The sequence below is a fragment of the Erwinia sp. OLFS4 genome (assembly GCF_002752165.1).
In the GTDB taxonomy this organism is placed as follows: Bacteria; Pseudomonadota; Gammaproteobacteria; order Enterobacterales; family Enterobacteriaceae; genus Izhakiella.
In genome coordinates this window covers 90670-107980 of record NZ_MOMB01000046.1, presented here as the reverse complement: position 1 = coordinate 107980, position 17311 = coordinate 90670, and the positions used below count along the sequence as shown (strand labels likewise).

Here is a 17311-nt window from a genome sequence, read left to right as displayed (position 1 = left end):
CTATTTATCGTGGACGTCAGGTTCAGATAAGGGAGAAAAGATGAAGCAGGTATTTCGTATCGCGTTAAGTTTTTTGCTGCTGTTTGCAGCGGCGTTGCATGCAGAAGTCCGGATCGAAATCACCCAGGGGGTCAATACAGCCCGACCCATCGGCGTGGTGCCGTTTAAATGGCAGGGAACCGGCGCACCTCCGCAGGATATTAGTGGCATCATTGCGGCGGACCTACGCAATAGCGGCAAATTTAATCCCCTCGATCAGTCACGTTTACCCCAGCAGCCAACGAGCGCCGCTGAGGTACAGCCTGCTGCCTGGACCGCACTGGGAATCGACGCGGTGGTGGTGGGGCAAATTCAACCGGGGGCAGACGGCAGCTATCTGATCTCTTACCAGCTGGTTGATACCTCCGGTTCACCGGGCACCGTCCTGGCACAAAATCAGTATAAGGTGACCAGTCAGTGGTTACGTTATGCTGCACACACCGGCAGCGATGAAATTTTTCAGAAACTGACGGGTATTAAAGGTGCTTTCAGAACGCGTATCGCTTACGTGGTACAGACCAACGGCGGCCAGTATCCCTACGAACTGCGGGTTTCTGACTATGACGGTTACAATCAGTTTGTGGTGCATAAAGCCTCTCAGCCGCTGATGTCACCGGCCTGGTCACCTGATGGCAAAAAACTGGCTTACGTCACCTTCGAAAGCGGCCGTTCGGCACTGGTGATTCAGACTCTGGCGACCGGCGCAATTCAGAAAGTGGCTTCTTATCCAGGACATAATGGTGCGCCGGCATTCTCACCAGACGGCAGTAAGCTAGCTTTCGCCTTGTCTAAAACCGGCAGCCTGAATCTCTACGTTATGGATTTGGCTTCAGGACAAATACGCCAGCTTACCGATGCATCGTATAACAGCACCGAGCCTTCCTGGTTCCCGGATAACCAGAATCTGGCCTATACCTCCGATCAGGCCGGCCGGCCGCAGATTTATAAGATTAATATCAACGGCGGTGCGCCGCAGCGTCTGACCTGGAACAGTCCCCAGAATCAGGATGCGGATGTAAGTACCGACGGTAAATCAATGGTGATGATTAGCACAGTCAGTGGTGCACAACACGTCACCAGACAGGATCTGGAAACGGGGGCCGTTCAGACATTAACGGACACGTTCCTGGATGAAACGCCAAGTCAGGCGCCTAACAGCACAATGGTTATCTACAGCTCTACTCAGGGTATGGGATCGGTGCTGAATCTGGTGTCGACCGATGGGCGTTTTAAAGCGCGTCTTCCGGCGACTGATGGTCAGGTAAAATCGCCTGCCTGGTCTCCGTATCTGTGATGGCTATTCATTATGAATAGCGAACAAACAATAATAGGAATGAAACAAATGCAACTGAACAAAGTGCTGAAAGGCTTTATGCTGGCACTGCCAGTTATCGCTGTCGCTGCATGTAGCTCACACAAAAACAACAATAATGACCAATCCGGTATGGGTGCTGATGGTGCCAACGGTTCGGGCATGACTAACGGTGACATGTCATCATCTGAGCAGGCGCGTCTGCAGATGCAGCAGCTGCAGCGTAATAACATCGTTTACTTCGGACTGGATAAATACGATGTAAACTCAGATTACATGCAGATGCTGGATCAGCATGCGGCATTCCTGCGCAGCAACCCGTCTTACAAAGTGACCATTGAAGGCCACGCGGATGAACGCGGTACGCCGGAATACAACATCGCATTGGGTGAGCGTCGTGCGAATGCAGTTAAAATGTATCTGCAGGGCAAAGGCGTTTCTGCCGATCAGATGTCTATCGTTTCTTACGGAAAAGAAAAACCAGCCGTACTGGGCCACGACGAAGCTGCCTATGCTAAAAACCGTCGTGCCGTACTGGTTTATTAAGAGAGCAACATGATTAGTAACTTCAGACCTCATCTGTTGAGTCTGTCGTTACTGATTGGCGTAGCGGCCATCACGGCCGCTAATGCCCACGCGTCAATCAGTAGCGTTGGCTCAGGCTCGGTGGAAGACCGCGTCACAACCCTTGAGCGTATTACTAATGCTCAGGCTCAGCTCCTGCAACAGCAGCAGCAAAGGCTTTCCTCAACGCAAAGCGATATCGATGCGCTGCGGGGCCAGCTTCAGGAGAGTCAGTATCAGCTCAGTCAGTTGGCTGAACGCCAGAAAGATCTTTATCAGCAGCTGGATAAACTAAACAGTACAGGTGGTGGCACGGCACAACCAACCGGCGCTGATAGCGCGAGTACGGCAGGGGCGGTGAACGGCGCAGCCAGCAACGTGCCCGATGCCAGCAGCCACAGCGATGGTGCGGCACCGGTGCAAAGTGGTGATGCCAATACCGATTATAATGCCGCGGTGGCCTTGGTGCTGGAACAAAAGCAGTACGATAAAGCCATCAGAGCTTTTCAGGCTTTTGTTAAGAAATACCCTGATTCAACCTATATTCCGAATGCGAATTACTGGCTGGGACAGCTCAGTTACAACAAAGGCAAAAAGGATGATGCGGCTTACTATTTCGCCACTGTGGTGAAAAATTATCCAAAGTCACCCAAAAGTGCCGATGCGCTATACAAGGTTGGGGTGATTATGCAGGAAAAAGGTGACAGTGCAAAAGCGAAAGCCGTTTACCAGCAGGTGGTTAAGCAGTATCCGAATACCGAGGCTGCCAGACAGTCACAAAAGCGCCTTTCTTCATTATAACTGCCAGGCTTTGACCAGATTTTGTTGCATTTCTGGTCTTGCCGCATGAAAGCTAAGCAGTTGACAGACTTATTGAAAAATAAGGGTTGCGCTCAAACCTCAAATCAGTAATATATGCCGCCGTTGCCGGGACATTTAGCCAGTCGTTCCGGCAGGGCGTTAGAGTGGGTCGTTAGCTCAGTCGGTAGAGCAGTTGACTTTTAATCAATTGGTCGCAGGTTCGAATCCTGCACGACCCACCATTTTATTAAACGCCTGGTTATCCGCGTCATGTTATGACCAAAAACGCGGGTCGTTAGCTCAGTCGGTAGAGCAGTTGACTTTTAATCAATTGGTCGCAGGTTCGAATCCTGCACGACCCACCAGTGTATTAAGGCGCCCTAAAGGCGCCTTTTTGCGTGACAGAACGGGCAGGTTCGGGCCGAACGCAGTGAGACAACGTTGCGACAGCAACGGCCCGCAGGGTGAGGCGCAGCCGAATCGGGCTATTTTGTGCGCTTCTTTGGCACCTGAGACAGGTTTTTCCAGATATGCAGCACCGCATAGCTTCGCCAGGGACGCCAGCGCTGGGATAACTCTCCGGCCTGTTTACTGCTGACATTGCCAAGATTATTTCTGATGGCAATATCTTCGGCGGGAAAGGCATCTGGCCAGCGCAGGGCACGCATCGCGATATAACTGGCAGTCCACGGGCCAATACCCGGCAAGGCACGCAGCTGTGCCATCAGCTGGTCGGGTGGTGCACCGGCTTCCAGACGCAGTCCGCCGTGTTGACAGGCCGCAGCCAGTGCCAGAATAGATTTTGTCCGCGCGCTGACAATTCCCAGCCGGGCAATATCGTCGACGCTTGCTGTACAGAGCCTTTCTGCCTGAGGTGACAAGCGATTCAGCTGCGGCAGCGGAGTCTGGCAGGGATTGCCAAAGGCGTCAGCAAAGCGACATCCCAGCGTGGTTGCAGCTTTCACCGTGACCTGCTGGCCAAGAATAGCGCGAACCACCATTTCAAAACCATCAAATGCACCGGGAACACGTAAACCGGGATTTTTTTCCAGACTGGCCTGCAGCAAAGGATCCTGAACCAGGTGCGCATAGATTGCCTGTGGCTGGGCACTGAGATCAAACAGATTACGCAGGCGCTGCAACATTGCCGGCAGGACCGGGCTGAGACTGTGCGAAAACCGGACATTTAGGGCATTTTTAGCCTGATTGTGACTGACGTGCAGCCAGCCGTGATGGCTGCCGATTTGTACCGTTCGGGCATAGCTGTCGCTGTCGACATATTCCACCCCCTGAATCATACGCGCCCGAAGAAATTCCAGCATCGCCTGCCAGTCATAAGGCGGGCGATAGCTTAGCAGCAGGGTGGAGGTTTCGTTGTTGAGCGGGCTTGTCTTGTCCTGTGCGGCGAGGCGGCGTAAATGGCTGGGCGGCATGCGATAACGCGTACGGAAAACATCATTAAAGAGTCGCAGGCTGGCGAAGCCACTGGCAAAGGCGATTTCTGTGACCGGAAGACGAGTTTCTGTCAGCAGTTGTTTGGCCAGCAGCAGGCGCCGGGTCTGTTTTAATTCCAGCGGCGAAACGCCCAGTTCAGACTGCACGATACGACGCAGCTGGCGCAGGCTGATAGCAAAATGACGGGCGACGCTTTCCAGGCTGGTATGGCCGTTGCTCAGGCTTTCATCAATACACTGAATGACCCGACCGGCAACCCGGTGTGCATGATCCAGCGGCGCATTGCCAGGTGCCAGTTCTGGCCGGCAGCGCAAACAGGGACGAAATGACGCTTTTTCTGCTGCGCTGGCGCTGGCAAAAAACAGGCAATTTTCTTCCCGTGGTGGTTTGACCGGGCAAACCGGCCGGCAGTAAATGCCGGTAGAAGTGACGCCAACAAAGAACACGCCATCAAAACGCGTATCACGTGATGTCAGCGCCTGATAGGCAATATGACGTTCAATCATGGTGGCTCCGGAGCGGCGGTAAAATAACAGTGTAGAGGAGCAAAAGTGTCATGACTGGCTATTTCAGGACATCACAGGCCATTTTATACTGGTGTCCGAAAACGGCCAGTATTCTGCTGCCGGCGGGTAATAATAAAATGGACTCAGCAACTTCAGGAGACGTGAACATGGGTTACTATCGTAAAACTGTCGCCAGCCCGGTTGGCCAGCTGGAACTGCTTGCCAGTGATAACGGTCTTTCCGCGATTTTATGGGAAAACGAAGACCGATTACGTATCCAGCGTCAGCCGGTGGTGGACAGGCCAGAACATCCGCTTTTGCTGCAGACAGCCCGCCAGCTCAATGAATACTTTGCTGGTGAACGTCAGCTTTTCGAATTACCGCTGGATGTTAGCGGCACTGATTTCCAGAAAAAGGTGTGGGCGGCTCTGCTGACCATTCCCTATGGTGAAACACGGAGTTATGCCGAGATTGCAGGCCAGGTTGGTCGTCCCGCAGCGGTAAGGGCCGTTGGGGCGGCCAACGGTAAAAATCCTCTCAGTATTGTGGTGCCCTGTCATCGGGTCATTGGCAGTAATGGTCGGCTGACCGGTTTTGCCGGTGGTCTGACAACCAAAGCTTATTTACTCAATCTGGAAACGCCCGTTTTAGGTTAAGCCGATGGTTAAGCGCATAGTTTGCCGGCGCAAAGTGGCCGCAGAGCATGGAAGAGCGCTTAGCCATGCCAATTGTTGGTGCTGTACTTTTTACGTCCAATAGCGCTATCAGGCATAAGTTTGCTGGTCAGATGTGGTTATCTTGTTTAGTATGTAAAACAATGTTGTCGGTTTATCGCCGTCAGCGGCGCAATGCAGCGCGAATGTGTTCAAAACATAAAACGAGATGGCCCTATGAGTCTGCTATTTGATCCTGCCAGTACGGTATATCCTTTCCCGGTTAAGCCGGCTCAGCTGAGTGATGCTGAAAAAAGTGATTTGCGTGCCAGAATAAAGCGTTTGTTACGGGCGCAGGATGCCGTGCTGGTTGCGCATTATTACACCGATCCCGACATTCAGTCACTGGCAGAAGAGAGCGGCGGTTGCGTGGCGGATTCGCTGGAGATGGCGCGTTTTGGCAGCCAGCATCCGGCTTCCACACTGCTGGTTGCCGGGGTGCGTTTTATGGGCGAAACGGCCAAAATTCTCAGTCCGCAAAAGCGGATTCTGATGCCGACATTACAGGCAGAGTGTTCACTGGATTTGGGGTGCCCGCCTGCGGCTTTCAGTGAATTTTGCGATAGCCATCCGCAGCGAACGGTGGTGGTCTATGCAAACACCTCGGCGGCGGTCAAAGCCCGTGCCGACTGGGTCGTGACCTCCAGTATTGCCGTTGAGCTGATTGAACACCTCGATAGCCTCGGGGAAAAAATTATCTGGGCACCCGATCGCCATCTTGGTCGCTACGTGATGCAGCAGACCGGTGCTGATATCCTCTGCTGGCAGGGAGCATGCATTGTCCACGATGAGTTTAAAATCCAGGGGCTGCACAAGATGAAAGCGCTGTTTCCGCAGGCGGCGGTGCTGGTCCATCCGGAGTCACCCCAGGCGATTATTGAACTGGCCGATGCGGTGGGATCGACCAGCCAGCTTATTGCGGCGGCAAAACGGTTGCCGCATCGTCAGCTGATCGTAGCGACCGACCGCGGCATCTTTTATAAAATGCAGCAGGCGGTACCGGAAAAAAGTTTAATGGTGGCACCCACCGCAGGTGAAGGCGCCACCTGCCGCAGTTGTGCCCACTGTCCGTGGATGGCAATGAACGGTCTGGCTGCCCTTGCCAGCGCGCTGGAGCAAGGGGGGAAAGCGCATGAAATTGAAGTCGAAGCCGGCTTAAGGCTGGCTGCACTGCGCCCGCTTGAGCGTATGCTAACCTTTGCTGCAAGCCTGAAACGATAACCCGTTTGCCATAATAAGGATCATAACCGATGGATTTTTTTAGCACACAAAATATTCTGGTGCATATTCCGCTGGGGGCAGGGGGATACAATCTCTCCTGGATCGAAGCAATAGGTACTCTGGCCGGACTGTTATGTATCTGGCTGGCCAGTCTGGAAAAAATTATCAACTATTTGTTTGGCCTGATAAACGTTAGCTTATTTGCCGTTATTTTTTTTCAGATTCAGCTATATGCCAGCCTGTTGCTGCAACTGTTCTTTTTTGTCGCCAATATTTATGGCTGGTACGCCTGGAGTCGGCAAACCAGCGACAGTCAGGCCGTGCTGAAAATACGCTGGCTGCCATTCTCTAAAGCGGTGATGTGGCTGGCAGGTTGTGCCATTGCTATTACGCTGATGACAGTATTTATTAATCCGGTATTTGCGTTTCTCACCCGGGTGGCGGTGATGATAATGAATGCGCTGGGCTTAACGGTGGCCATGCCACAGCTGCAACCTGATGCTTCCCCATTCTGGGATGCCTGCATGATGGTGCTTTCGGTGGCGGCAATGATTTTGATGACGCGTAAATATGTTGAAAACTGGCTGCTGTGGGTAGTTATCAACGTGATAAGCGTGATGATTTTTACCCGTCAGGGCGTTTACGCCATGGCGCTGGAATATATTCTTCTCACGCTGATTGCGTTAAATGGCAGCTGGTTGTGGATGAAAAACGCCCGTCAGCAGGGATCTCAGGCGCTTTCTTAGTGAGGATGCGCGTGAGTCTGTTCAGTGGCACTCTGTGGCAACCGGCAATCCGTCGTGTCACAGCGCTGATACTCCATCTGCACCGTTGCATGTTCTATCTGATAATGCTGATGCAAAAACAGATGAATGCGTTGTAACAAGGCGTCATGATCGTGAGGGGGAATCACCTGCACATGCAGTGTAATAACCGGTTTTTCGCCAACCTGCCATAAATGAACGTGGTGAACATTGCGGATTTCAGCAATGGAGCGGGTCAGCGTGCGGGCCAGCTTATCGGCATCCAGCGTCTGCGGCGAGCCTTCAAGCAGTTCATGCAGGCTTTCCCGCAGCAGCTTCCAGGCGCTGCGCAATACCAGCAATGACACCAGAATAGACAGGATTGGGTCGGCTGGCGTCCAGCCGGTAAAAATGATGATAAGGGCAGCGATAATTGCCCCGACGGAGCCGAGCAAATCACCGAGTACATGCAGCATGGCGGCACGAACATTGAGATTTTTTTCTTCCTCACCGCGATGCAGTAGCCAGAACGACAGTAAATTTGCCAGCAGTCCGCCAACGGCAATTGCCATCATTAAGCCGCCTGCGATGGGTTCCGGATGATAAAAACGCACTATTGCCTGCCAGACTATCAGTACGGTAATCACCAGCAGGGCGATGGCATTGGTGAACGCCGCCAGCGTGGTCAGGCGCAGCAGGCCAAAGGTATGGCGACTGTTGGGTTTACGCCGGGCAAACTGTAGCGCCAGTAACGCCATCAGCAGCGCAGCGGTATCGGTGAGCATATGACCGGCATCTGCCAGCAAGGCCAGCGACCCTGACAGCACGCCACCGATAATCTCGGCCAGCATAAACAGGGCGGTAATGGCAAAGGCTGCCAGCAGCGGCGAGCGGTTAGCGCCATGAGATTGGTGCGGTGTATGAGAGTGATTATGCGCCATTGTTTGCCCGTCAGGATACCTGCTATCTGCTAATCATAACAGTAATTGAGCCAGACGGTTGCCCTGTTGTTGCTGGCCGGCTTTTACCCGACGGACAAAAAAGCACTGGCTGGCTGCCGGGATATTCTGCCAGCATATGAGGTGGCGGTAGTGCAGAACCCATGCTGGGTTTGCCGGCGCAAACAAAACAAAAAGGAGAGCCGGAGCTCTCCTTATGGGCAATTATCTGTTTAGGGCAGATTATTGCGTGGTGCCGTCAGTTTTAGTGTCAGCGCCGGGGCCCACTTTTTTGTTCACGTCCGGGCATTTTCCGTCTTTACACTGCGAATTTTTATCAATCTGCCTGGCACTCATTTTCTTACTGTGATGTTTCACCGATTTGTGCGAAGTACTGCCCTGATTGATTTTACTGTTATCAACATGTTTTGGTGCCAGGGTTTGTTCAGAACCACCGGAAGCGGCACCGGCATCGGCGGCCTGGTTAGCGGTACCGTTGTTGCCGCCGTCTTCAGCCAGCACTGCCCCGCTGGTCAGTGTCATGGCTGCCGTCAGAATTGCTATTGCAAACTTATTCATCATTATGCTCCCGTTAATTAATGAAGTCGTTTAGTGTCAGGTATACACTTTGCCGGGTTATTGTCTGAATTTGAGTCGATTTTTGCGAAATAAAATGCTGGAAATGTTTATTATGGTGCTATTTAATTTAGGTAAAATCTTTTTTTTAAGTATTTACCAATAAAAGTGTAGTCAGACTCAGCGAAATATCAAATTTAACTCAGGTAAAAAAAACGCTGAATGATTTACACGCCGGGTAGGGACGGTTAAATTTAAGCGGCTATACCGGGCGTACAGCCAGGTGCCAACCATGCTGGAACAGAAATGAATTATCAGAACGACGACCTAAGAATCAAAGAGATAAAAGAATTATTGCCACCGGTAGCGTTGCTGGAAAAATACCCGGCGAGCGAAAAGGCGGCGCAAACGGTCGCGCGCGCGCGCCAGGCAATTCATCATATTCTTAAAAATAAAGATGACCGCTTGCTGGTTGTCATCGGACCCTGTTCCATCCACGACCCGCAGGCGGCAAAAGAATATGGTGAACGCCTGCTGGCCCTGCGTGAAGCGCTGAAAGGTGAACTGGAAGTAGTGATGCGGGTCTATTTTGAAAAACCGCGTACTACCGTGGGTTGGAAAGGGCTGATTAACGATCCCAATATGGATGGCAGCTTCCGGATTAATGACGGTCTGCGGCTTGCGCGCAAGCTTCTGTTGGAAATTAACAACAGTGGCCTGCCTGCCGCCGGTGAGTTCCTTGATATGATTACCCCACAATATCTGGCTGATTTAATGAGCTGGGGGGCTATTGGCGCGCGTACCACTGAATCTCAGGTTCACCGCGAGCTGGCTTCCGGACTCTCCTGCCCGGTAGGCTTTAAAAACGGCACTGATGGCACCATTAAAGTTGCCATTGATGCCATTAATGCCGCCAGTGCTCCACACTGTTTCCTTTCCGTCACCAAGTATGGCCATTCTGCAATCGTTGAAACCAGTGGCAATGCCGATTGCCATATTATTTTACGCGGCGGCAAAGAGCCTAACTACAGTGCGCATCATGTTAGCGCGGTGAAAGCCGGTCTGGAAAAAGTGGGCTTGCCGGCACAGGTAATGATCGACTTCAGCCATGCCAACAGCAGTAAACAATATCAACGACAGCTGACGGTGGCTGACGATGTTGCCGCACAGATTGCTGCCGGTGAAAAAGCCATTATCGGGGTGATGATTGAAAGCCATCTGGTTGAGGGCAATCAAAGCCTGGAAAGCGGCGAACCGCTGGTTTATGGCAAAAGTGTTACTGACGCCTGCATCGGCTGGCAGGATACTGAAAAAGTGCTGCGCCAGCTGGCCGCTGCGGTAAAAGCCCGCCGTGGTTAACGGCAGGCATCGCCTGGTTCGCCCGCGCACAGTGCACCCGCGTGCGGGTGCTTTGTTTACCGTCTGATTGTTGCGTTCAGGGTATCGAGCAGTGTCTGGTTAAAGCGGGCAGGATCTTCCATTTGCGGGGCATGGCCCATACCGGCAAACTCAATCAGCGTCGCACCGGGTATCAGCCGGGCGGCCTCTTTGCCCAGTCGGTCATAGTGACCGATTGTCGCTTTTACCGCCGGCGGGGCGATATCGCTACCAATTGCCGTGGTGTCGGCTGTTCCAATGATCAGCGTGGTGGCCACGCGCAGATTTTTAAATTCGTAATACACCGGCTGGGTGAAGATCATGTCGTACAACAGGGCAGAATTCCAGGCAACGGCCTGTTTTCCCGGTCCGTTATTCAGCCCGGCCAGCATATCCACCCAGCGGTCGTATTCCGGTTTCCATTTCCCGACATAATAGGTGGTCAGCTCATATTTTTTGATACTGGCCGCGTTGGTTTTCAGCTCCCGCTGATACCAGTCGTCAACGCTGCGCCAGGGCACCCCTTTAGCTTTCCAGTCCTCAAGACCAATGGGGTTAACCAGCACCAGCTTTTCTACCTGCTGCGGGTACATTAGCGCATAGCGGGTAGCCAGCATCCCGCCGGTGGAATGGCCCACCAGGGCAATTTTATCCAGGTGCAGGCTTTGTAACAGAAGGTGGGTATTCAGTGCCAGTTGCTGAAAGCTGTACTGATAAGACGCCGGTTTACTGGCAGTACAGAACCCCAGCTGATCGGGCGCAATCACCCGGTAACCGGCAGCGCTCAGGGCGTTAATGGTGCTTTGCCAGGTAGCGCCACAGAAATTCTTCCCATGCAGCAATACGGCGGTATGGCCATTGGCTTTGCCCTTCGGACCTACATCCAGATATCCCATGCTCAGCGACTGTCCTTGTGAATGCAACCGGTAATGTTGCACAGGCCAGGGAAAGTGGAATCCTTGTAAGTGTGCGCCATATTGTGACGCCGTACTGGCTGTCAGTGGTGCAAGTAACAACGCGATCAGTAAAGCGCGGAGAGGTGAAGACACGTGGGATTCCTTATGTCATGAGGCTGTGACTGCCGGCAGTGAAACTGCCCGTTAAGGCTTAACCTTAGCGGATGACCGGGGGTGAGAAAACCCTCAGAGAGAAATTAACCTACAGGATGAAGCGGGGAAATAACGGCCCGTAGACTGGGCCGTTGACATCACAGCATGACTTATTTTGCTTTGCCCTGATTGGCGACTGCTGCCGCTTTGGCAGCAATTTCGGCCGCGTCACCGAGGTAATAGCGCTTCACTGGCTTAAAGTTTTCATCAAATTCGTACACCAGCGGTACACCGGTAGGAATATTGAATTCGAGGATTTCTTCTTCGCTCATGTTATCAAGATATTTCACCAGCGCGCGCAGAGAGTTGCCGTGCGCGGCAATAATGACTTTTTCACCTTTCTTCATTCGCGGCAGAATATTTTCATTCCAGAAAGGCAGCACGCGGTCGATGGTCAGCTTAAGGCTTTCGGTGGTAGGCAGCTGGGCGGCTGTCAGGCTGGCGTAACGTGGGTCATGGCCAGGGAAGCGCTCATCAGCACGATCCAGTTCCGGCGGCGTGACGGCAAAACCGCGACGCCATTGTTTGACCTGCTCGTCACCGTATTTTTCAGCCGTTTCCGCTTTGTTCAGTCCCTGTAAGGCGCCGTAGTGACGTTCATTAAGACGCCAGCTTTTTTCAACCGGCAGCCAGACCTGATCCAGTTCGTCGAGAATACTCCACAGGGTATGGATAGCGCGTTTCAGCACCGATGTGTAAGCAAAATCGAAGGAATAACCCTCTTTTTTCAGCAGCTGTCCTGCTGCTTTTGCTTCGGTGCGGCCTTTATCGGACAGGTCAACATCATACCATCCGGTAAAGCGGTTTTCGTTGTTCCACTGACTTTCGCCGTGGCGCACCAGAACCAGCTTAGATACAGCCATAGATTAACTCCTTCCTGATTTTTGGTTTCTGTAACGATATAAATATTATATTACCGACGAGGGGCAATTTGATAGTGCATTACCTTAGCGGAATTTGGTCCGGTGCGTAAGCATCAGCTTAAGGCGTGCTGGCTTAATTCAATGCTTTTATGACCCCAGTCAAGCCGGGGTAAAGCGGTAGCGGGTGACACATTTGTACTGTTCACCGGGCTGTAACCAGCAGTCAGGTTGCGGCCATTCCGGGTGATTAGGGGAATCAGGCAGGAACCCACTTTCCAGCGCGATGCCGCTGAATGCCTGATAAACCCCCACACGTGCCGGGATCCCTGCCAGATAATTACCGCTGTAAAGCTGAAGTGCCGGGGCTGATGTTTGTACTCTGAGCTGTAATTTTCCGTCGGCGGAGGTCAGCCAGGCGGCAGTCTGGTCAGCATCTCCGCCAGCATCCAGTAGAAAGGCATGATCATAGCCTTTTACCGCTTGCTGATCGGCATCGGCAAGGAAATCCTGTGCCAGGGTTTTGGGCTGGCGAAAATCGAAGCTGCTGCCGGCGACCGGGGTTAAACCACGCTGTGGGATCCCGCTGCTGTCAACCGGCAAATAACACTGAGCCATAAGTTGTAGCCGATGCTGGCGCGCATCGCCGTGCACCGCATCGAGATTAAAATAGGCATGATTAGTGAAGTTCACCGGACAGGGTTTATCAACCGTCGCCTGCCAGCAAATGGCCAGCGTATTATCCTCTTCCAGCCGGTATTCTACTGTTGCCAGCAGATTACCGGGAAAGCCCTGATCGCCATCGGCGGAGTGAAGCTGGTAGGTGACTGTCTGCCCTGTCCTGGCCACCGTCTGCCAGCGACGATGGCTGAAGCCTTCAGGTCCGCCGTGGAGCTGATGCGGCGGTTGATTAGCCGCCAGCTGGCTGCCGGTGGCTGTTAGCATGGCGCCGGCAATACGATTGGCATAACGGCCCACCGTTGCACCCAGGTAGGCATCCTGGCGTAAATAGTCGGCGGGCTTTGCGCAGCCGAGCAGGGCTTCACGTACGCTACCTTCTGTCATGGGGATTCGGGCGGAGAGCCAGCTTGCCCCCCAGTCCATCAGCGTCACCGTCATGCCGCGAGCATTATGTAGCCGCACCAGGTTCCACGGCTGTCCATCCGGGGCCAGTGCGTCGGTAGTCGTTAACATTGTCCGGCTCCCGGTGACGCCTTGCAGACATAAAACGTCTCTTTAAGGCCGGTTTGTGCCTGATACTGGCTGGCAACGGCTTCTTTGACCGTGTCGACCAGTTCCAGCGGCATCAGGGCGACAATACAGCCGCCGAAGCCGCCGCCGGTCATGCGTACTCCCCCTTTTTCGCCGATCGCCTGTTTGACAATGTCCACCAGCGTATCAATGGCGGGCACGGTGATTTCAAAATCGTCGCGCATGGAAGCATGAGACGCCGCCATTAATACCCCCATGCGAGCCAGATTGCCGCTGGCGAGAGCGTCAGCGGCTTCCAGCGTGCGAATATTTTCCGTCAGGACATGGCGCACCCGTCTGGCTACCAGGGGATCCATTTGGTTTTCCACCGCACGAAATTGATCAATATCGACATCACGCAATGAGTGCTGAGTAAAAAAGCGGGCGCCGGTTTCACACTGCTGACGGCGGGTGTTGTACTCACTGCCAACCAGATTGCGGCGGAAATTGGAGTTGATAATCACCACCGCAATGTTTTCCGGCATAGGCACTGCGCGGGTACTGAGGGTGCGGCAGTCAAGCAACATCGCATGATCTTTTTTACCCAGTGCTGAAATCAGCTGATCCATGATGCCGCAGTTACAGCCGACAAACTGATTTTCAGCTTCCTGACCGTTTCGGGCGATTTCCGCGCCGTCCAGCGGCAGATGGTAAAGTTGCTGAAACACGCTACCGACTGCCACTTCCAGTGACGCAGAAGAGCTGAGCCCGGCCCCCTGTGGTACATCGCCGCTGATGACCATATCGACACCATTAAACGCTGGCTGTCGTTTTTGCAGATGTTTGACCACGCCGCGCACATAGTTAGACCACATCTGATCCGGATGGTTGAGAATCGGTTGATCAAGGGAAAAACTGTCCTGCTGATTGTCATAATCAGCCGCCACGACGCGTACGATGCGGTCGTCACGTCTGGCACAGCTAATTACCGTTTTGTAGTCAATGGCACAGGGCAGAACAAAGCCGTCGTTATAGTCAGTATGTTCACCAATCAGATTAACCCGGCCCGGAGCCTGAATACTGTGGGTCGGTGCATAGCCGAAGAGGTCGGTGAAAAGCGTGGTTGTGGTGTGTTTTAAGCTCATCATTTTGCTCCGGATTCGCGGAAATGCACATCGCTGACAGCACGTAGCCGTGCCGCCGCCTGTTCAGCAGTGAGGTCACGCTGCGTTTCTGCCAGCATTTCGTAACCCACCATGAATTTACGCACGCTGGCTGAGCGTAATAGTGGAGGGTAAAAGTGGGCATGCAGCTGCCAGTGGGCGTTTTCTTCACCATTAAAAGGGGCGCCGTGCCAGCCCATTGAATAAGGAAAAGCGCATCGAAAAAGATTGTCATAGCGGCTGGTTAGCTTTTTCAGCGCCAGCGCCAGATCATCCCGCTGAGCATCGTTAAGGTCGACCAGGCGTTTCACCGGTGCTTTTGGCAGCAGCAGCGTTTCAAAGGGCCAGGCGGCCCACCAGGGTACGACTGCCAGCCAGTGTTGCGTGTCAACCACGCTGCGCGCCCCATCCTGCTGTTCACGCTGACAGTAATCCACCAGCATCGCTGACTGCTGCCGGGCAAAATAGCGCCGCTGTAAATCGTCTTCCCGCTTTGCTTCATTGGGTAAAAAGCTGTTGGCCCATACCTGGCCGTGGGGATGCGGGTTAGAGCAACCCATTGCTGCCCCTTTATTTTCAAAAACCTGCACCCAGGGATAGTGCAGGCCCAGTTCGGCAGTCTGCTGCTGCCAGGTGCGGATAACCTGACGCAGGGCGTCAATACTCAGCTCCGGCAGAGTTTTACTGTGATCGGGAGAAAAACAGATTACCCGGCTGGTGCCGCGTGCGCTTTCACAGCGCATCAGCATATCGTCATTGTCGGGAGCATCAGGTGTATCTGCCATCAGTGCGGCAAAGTCATTAGTAAAAACATAGGTGCCGGCGTAGTCAGGATTTTTATCGCCGGTGACGCGGGTATTTCCCGGGCAGAGAAAGCAATCGGCATCGTGGTGTGGCAAAGTGGCTGATGCGGGCGTTTCCTCTGCACCCTGCCACGGGCGCTTAGCACGATGGGGTGAAACCAGTACCCACTGATCGGACAGCGGGTTATAACGGCGATGCGGATGATCAACCGGATTAAAGTTTGGCATAAATTAAGTCCTGATAACCTGTTCAGCGGTTTTCAATCGGTTAACACGGCCAGACCCTGAAACAGCGAACCGACGATCGTATAGTGAAAGCGGTTACAATAAGGGAGTAAATTGTACCGATTGGCTGACTATAGCAGACTAATCACTATCAAGAAATAATTTAGCAGTAAAACTGTAAGCGGTTACACATAATTTGTGAGCGGCGCGAGGTTATCGCATCGCCCGGATTCACTGGCGGAGGGTCTGAAGGTCATAACGATAAATTTCACCGTCAGGTACGAAGCTGAGGCGATGGGTAATGCAGTCCGGGGCGTCTTCAGCATGATGTGATACAAATAACAGCTGGGTACCTCCTTCACCAATCAGAATGTCAACAAAACGGCGTACCAGCTGGCGATTGAGCGGGTCCAGACCTTGTAGCGGCTCGTCAAGAATCAGCAGGGTAGGATGTTTAACCAACGCGCGTGCAATCAACACCAGTCGTTGCTGGCCCCAGGACAGGTTCTGGAATGGCGCATCGGCACTGCTGGCGTCAAATCCCAGTAAAGACAGCCAGCGTTGTGCCAGCATTTTTTGCCGGTCTGAAACGGCCTGGTAAATGCCAATTGAGTCAAAAAAACCAGAGATAATCACGTTGCGGACGCTGGTACTGACGCGATAATCGAGATGTAAACTGCTGCTGACATAACCAATATGTTGTTTAATTTCCCAGATGGTTTCACCACTGCCACGTCGCCGGCCAAACAGCGTCAGGTCATTGCTGTATCCCTGAGGATGGTCGCCGGTTATCAGGCTCAGCAAGGTTGATTTGCCGGCGCCATTAGGCCCGATAATTTGCCAGTGTTCGCCGGGTTTAACTTCCCAGTCAATGTTATGCAAAACCGGTTTATCGTTCCATGACACCACCCCCTGTTTCAGAATAACCGGTGACATTCCTGGGGCCAGCCGTGGCACTGCATCCGGCTGGTCGGCTTCAGGTAGCGTCATGCCAGCCAGCCGTTCGCTGTGTGCCAGCTGGGCCACCAGTGCTTGTGACATAATGGCCTGACGTTCACCGGTGTGCGTCAGGGTGCATTCCGCCAGCACGCCAACGCTGCGGGTGAAATCGGGAATGTCATCAAAGCGGTTAACCACCATCACCAGCGTATAGCCCTGCTGATTCAGTGCTCCCAGCAGCGTGGCCAGACTGGCGCGGGAAGCGGTGTCCAGCCCGTCAAAAGGTTCATCAAGGATCAGCAAATCAGGCTGTGACATCAGCGCCCGGCACAAGAGTGTCTTACGCGTTTCCCCGGTAGAAAGGTATTTAAACCGGCGCGTCAGCAGATGGCTGATGCCAAACTCTGTTGCCAGCCGGGCGCAACGTTCCGTATCCTGCACATCTTCCTGAATAATTTCGCCAGCGCTACGGCCGGTATCCTCTTCGCCGGCACTGAGCAGATCGGTGTTATTGCGTTGCCATTCTTCACTTACCAGCTGCTGTAACTGTTCAAAAGAGAGGCGGGCAGGCCGGCAAAAGTGATTAATAACTGTTCCTGTTAGTGGCGGCAATTCACCGGATAGCGCTCTTGCCAGAGACGATTTTCCGCTGCCGTTAGCACCGACGAAGGCCCAGCTGTCGCCGGCGTGGATATCCAGATGATCCAGTGTGAGTACGCGGGTATCGCTAAGACGAAATGTGCCTTGCGAAATTTGCAACGATGACATAGTTCATT

The 17311-nt window shown here is 53.2% G+C and carries 16 protein-coding genes, 2 tRNA genes and 1 other RNA gene; 10 read left to right on the top strand and 9 right to left on the bottom strand.

All coding sequences use genetic code 11. The features are described 5' to 3' along the window. The first annotated feature begins 40 nt into the window (after positions 1 to 40). From tolB to BL249_RS08085, 6 genes are all read left to right on the top strand, one after another. Complete coding sequence (gene tolB, locus BL249_RS08110) at positions 41 to 1333, top strand: Tol-Pal system beta propeller repeat protein TolB (protein ID WP_099707029.1); 1293 nt, start codon at positions 41 to 43, stop codon at positions 1331 to 1333. A 48-nt stretch (positions 1334 to 1381) separates the two neighbouring features. After that, positions 1382 to 1897 (top strand): peptidoglycan-associated lipoprotein Pal, encoded by a 516-nt coding sequence (pal, locus tag BL249_RS08105; protein WP_099707028.1) that lies wholly within the window; start codon positions 1382 to 1384, stop codon positions 1895 to 1897. 9 nt (positions 1898 to 1906) lie between these two features. Then, positions 1907 to 2716 (top strand): cell division protein CpoB, encoded by an 810-nt coding sequence (cpoB, locus tag BL249_RS08100; protein ID WP_099707027.1) that lies wholly within the window; start codon positions 1907 to 1909, stop codon positions 2714 to 2716. Positions 2717 to 2882: 166 nt separating this feature from the next. Next, a tRNA-Lys gene (locus BL249_RS08095) sits at positions 2883 to 2958 on the top strand. A 47-nt stretch (positions 2959 to 3005) separates the two neighbouring features. After that, positions 3006 to 3081: transfer RNA gene (locus BL249_RS08090), tRNA-Lys, on the top strand. 42 nt (positions 3082 to 3123) lie between these two features. After that, a non-coding RNA gene (locus BL249_RS08085) (RtT sRNA) lies at positions 3124 to 3198 on the top strand. 3 nt (positions 3199 to 3201) lie between these two features. Here BL249_RS08085 and BL249_RS08080 read toward each other — a convergent pair. Next, on the bottom strand, positions 3202 to 4677 hold the full coding sequence (locus BL249_RS08080; RefSeq protein ID WP_099707026.1) for a DNA-3-methyladenine glycosylase 2 family protein: 1476 nt from the start codon (positions 4675 to 4677) through the stop codon (positions 3202 to 3204). Positions 4678 to 4844: 167 nt separating this feature from the next. Between BL249_RS08080 and BL249_RS08075 the strand changes: the two genes are divergently transcribed. The 3 genes from BL249_RS08075 to pnuC all read left to right on the top strand — a co-directional run bounded on the left by BL249_RS08075 (position 4845) and on the right by pnuC (position 7357). Further along, positions 4845 to 5333 carry a methylated-DNA--[protein]-cysteine S-methyltransferase gene (locus tag BL249_RS08075; RefSeq protein ID WP_099707127.1) on the top strand — a complete coding sequence of 163 codons (489 nt, stop codon included), beginning with the start codon at positions 4845 to 4847 and terminating at the stop codon, positions 5331 to 5333. Between the two features lie 234 nt (positions 5334 to 5567). Next, positions 5568 to 6611 (top strand): quinolinate synthase NadA, encoded by a 1044-nt coding sequence (gene nadA, locus BL249_RS08070; RefSeq protein ID WP_099707126.1) that lies wholly within the window; start codon positions 5568 to 5570, stop codon positions 6609 to 6611. 29 nt (positions 6612 to 6640) lie between these two features. After that, positions 6641 to 7357 (top strand): nicotinamide riboside transporter PnuC, encoded by a 717-nt coding sequence (pnuC, locus tag BL249_RS08065; protein ID WP_099707025.1) that lies wholly within the window; start codon positions 6641 to 6643, stop codon positions 7355 to 7357. Here the strand turns inward: pnuC and zitB are convergent. Together zitB and BL249_RS08055 are read right to left on the bottom strand one after the other, a co-directional pair. Continuing rightward, the gene (gene zitB / locus BL249_RS08060) at positions 7354 to 8295 is read right to left on the bottom strand and encodes a CDF family zinc transporter ZitB (RefSeq protein WP_099707024.1); all 942 of its coding nucleotides are present in this window, start codon (positions 8293 to 8295) and stop codon (positions 7354 to 7356) included. The genes pnuC and zitB overlap by 4 nt on opposite strands. 240 nt (positions 8296 to 8535) lie before the next feature. Further along, on the bottom strand, positions 8536 to 8874 hold the full coding sequence (locus BL249_RS08055) for a protein YbgS (protein ID WP_099707023.1): 339 nt from the start codon (positions 8872 to 8874) through the stop codon (positions 8536 to 8538). A gap of 300 nt (positions 8875 to 9174) precedes the next feature. Between BL249_RS08055 and aroG the strand changes: the two genes are divergently transcribed. Then, entirely contained in the window at positions 9175 to 10227 is a 1053-nt protein-coding gene (gene aroG, locus BL249_RS08050) for a 3-deoxy-7-phosphoheptulonate synthase AroG (protein ID WP_099707022.1), read from the top strand. Between the two features lie 56 nt (positions 10228 to 10283). On the opposite strand, the gene BL249_RS08045 is transcribed toward aroG, so the two are convergent. The 6 genes from BL249_RS08045 to modF form a co-directional block, all read right to left on the bottom strand. Continuing rightward, positions 10284 to 11294, bottom strand: a complete 1011-nt coding sequence (locus BL249_RS08045; RefSeq protein ID WP_199073456.1) for an alpha/beta fold hydrolase — start codon at positions 11292 to 11294, stop codon at positions 10284 to 10286. Between the two features lie 170 nt (positions 11295 to 11464). After that, positions 11465 to 12217 carry a 2,3-diphosphoglycerate-dependent phosphoglycerate mutase gene (gene gpmA, locus BL249_RS08040; RefSeq protein WP_099707020.1) on the bottom strand — a complete coding sequence of 251 codons (753 nt, stop codon included), beginning with the start codon at positions 12215 to 12217 and terminating at the stop codon, positions 11465 to 11467. Positions 12218 to 12376: 159 nt separating this feature from the next. Then, positions 12377 to 13408, bottom strand: a complete 1032-nt coding sequence (gene galM / locus BL249_RS08035) for a galactose-1-epimerase (protein ID WP_099707019.1) — start codon at positions 13406 to 13408, stop codon at positions 12377 to 12379. Then, positions 13402 to 14553 (bottom strand): galactokinase, encoded by a 1152-nt coding sequence (gene galK / locus BL249_RS08030; protein ID WP_241898861.1) that lies wholly within the window; start codon positions 14551 to 14553, stop codon positions 13402 to 13404. Before galK ends, galM begins: the two co-directional genes overlap by 7 nt. Next, positions 14550 to 15599 carry a galactose-1-phosphate uridylyltransferase gene (galT, locus tag BL249_RS08025; protein WP_099707017.1) on the bottom strand — a complete coding sequence of 350 codons (1050 nt, stop codon included), beginning with the start codon at positions 15597 to 15599 and terminating at the stop codon, positions 14550 to 14552. The genes galK and galT overlap by 4 nt, the downstream gene beginning before the upstream one ends. Positions 15600 to 15827: 228 nt before the next feature. Beyond that, positions 15828 to 17303 (bottom strand): molybdate ABC transporter ATP-binding protein ModF, encoded by a 1476-nt coding sequence (modF, locus tag BL249_RS08020; RefSeq protein WP_099707016.1) that lies wholly within the window; start codon positions 17301 to 17303, stop codon positions 15828 to 15830. Positions 17304 to 17311: the final 8 nt, after the last annotated feature.

Coding starts and splice junctions, on each gene's coding strand:
- tolB (WP_099707029.1), top strand. CDS start 41: ATGAAGCAGGTATTTCGTATCGCGTTAAGTTTTTTGCTGCTGTTTGCA.
- pal (WP_099707028.1), top strand. CDS start 1,382: ATGCAACTGAACAAAGTGCTGAAAGGCTTTATGCTGGCACTGCCAGTT.
- cpoB (WP_099707027.1), top strand. CDS start 1,907: ATGATTAGTAACTTCAGACCTCATCTGTTGAGTCTGTCGTTACTGATT.
- BL249_RS08080 (WP_099707026.1), bottom strand. CDS start 4,677: ATGATTGAACGTCATATTGCCTATCAGGCGCTGACATCACGTGATACG.
- BL249_RS08075 (WP_099707127.1), top strand. CDS start 4,845: ATGGGTTACTATCGTAAAACTGTCGCCAGCCCGGTTGGCCAGCTGGAA.
- nadA (WP_099707126.1), top strand. CDS start 5,568: ATGAGTCTGCTATTTGATCCTGCCAGTACGGTATATCCTTTCCCGGTT.
- pnuC (WP_099707025.1), top strand. CDS start 6,641: ATGGATTTTTTTAGCACACAAAATATTCTGGTGCATATTCCGCTGGGG.
- zitB (WP_099707024.1), bottom strand. CDS start 8,295: ATGGCGCATAATCACTCTCATACACCGCACCAATCTCATGGCGCTAAC.
- BL249_RS08055 (WP_099707023.1), bottom strand. CDS start 8,874: ATGATGAATAAGTTTGCAATAGCAATTCTGACGGCAGCCATGACACTG.
- aroG (WP_099707022.1), top strand. CDS start 9,175: ATGAATTATCAGAACGACGACCTAAGAATCAAAGAGATAAAAGAATTA.
- gpmA (WP_099707020.1), bottom strand. CDS start 12,217: ATGGCTGTATCTAAGCTGGTTCTGGTGCGCCACGGCGAAAGTCAGTGG.
- galM (WP_099707019.1), bottom strand. CDS start 13,408: ATGTTAACGACTACCGACGCACTGGCCCCGGATGGACAGCCGTGGAAC.
- galK (WP_241898861.1), bottom strand. CDS start 14,553: ATGATGAGCTTAAAACACACCACAACCACGCTTTTCACCGACCTCTTC.
- galT (WP_099707017.1), bottom strand. CDS start 15,599: ATGCCAAACTTTAATCCGGTTGATCATCCGCATCGCCGTTATAACCCG.
- modF (WP_099707016.1), bottom strand. CDS start 17,303: ATGTCATCGTTGCAAATTTCGCAAGGCACATTTCGTCTTAGCGATACC.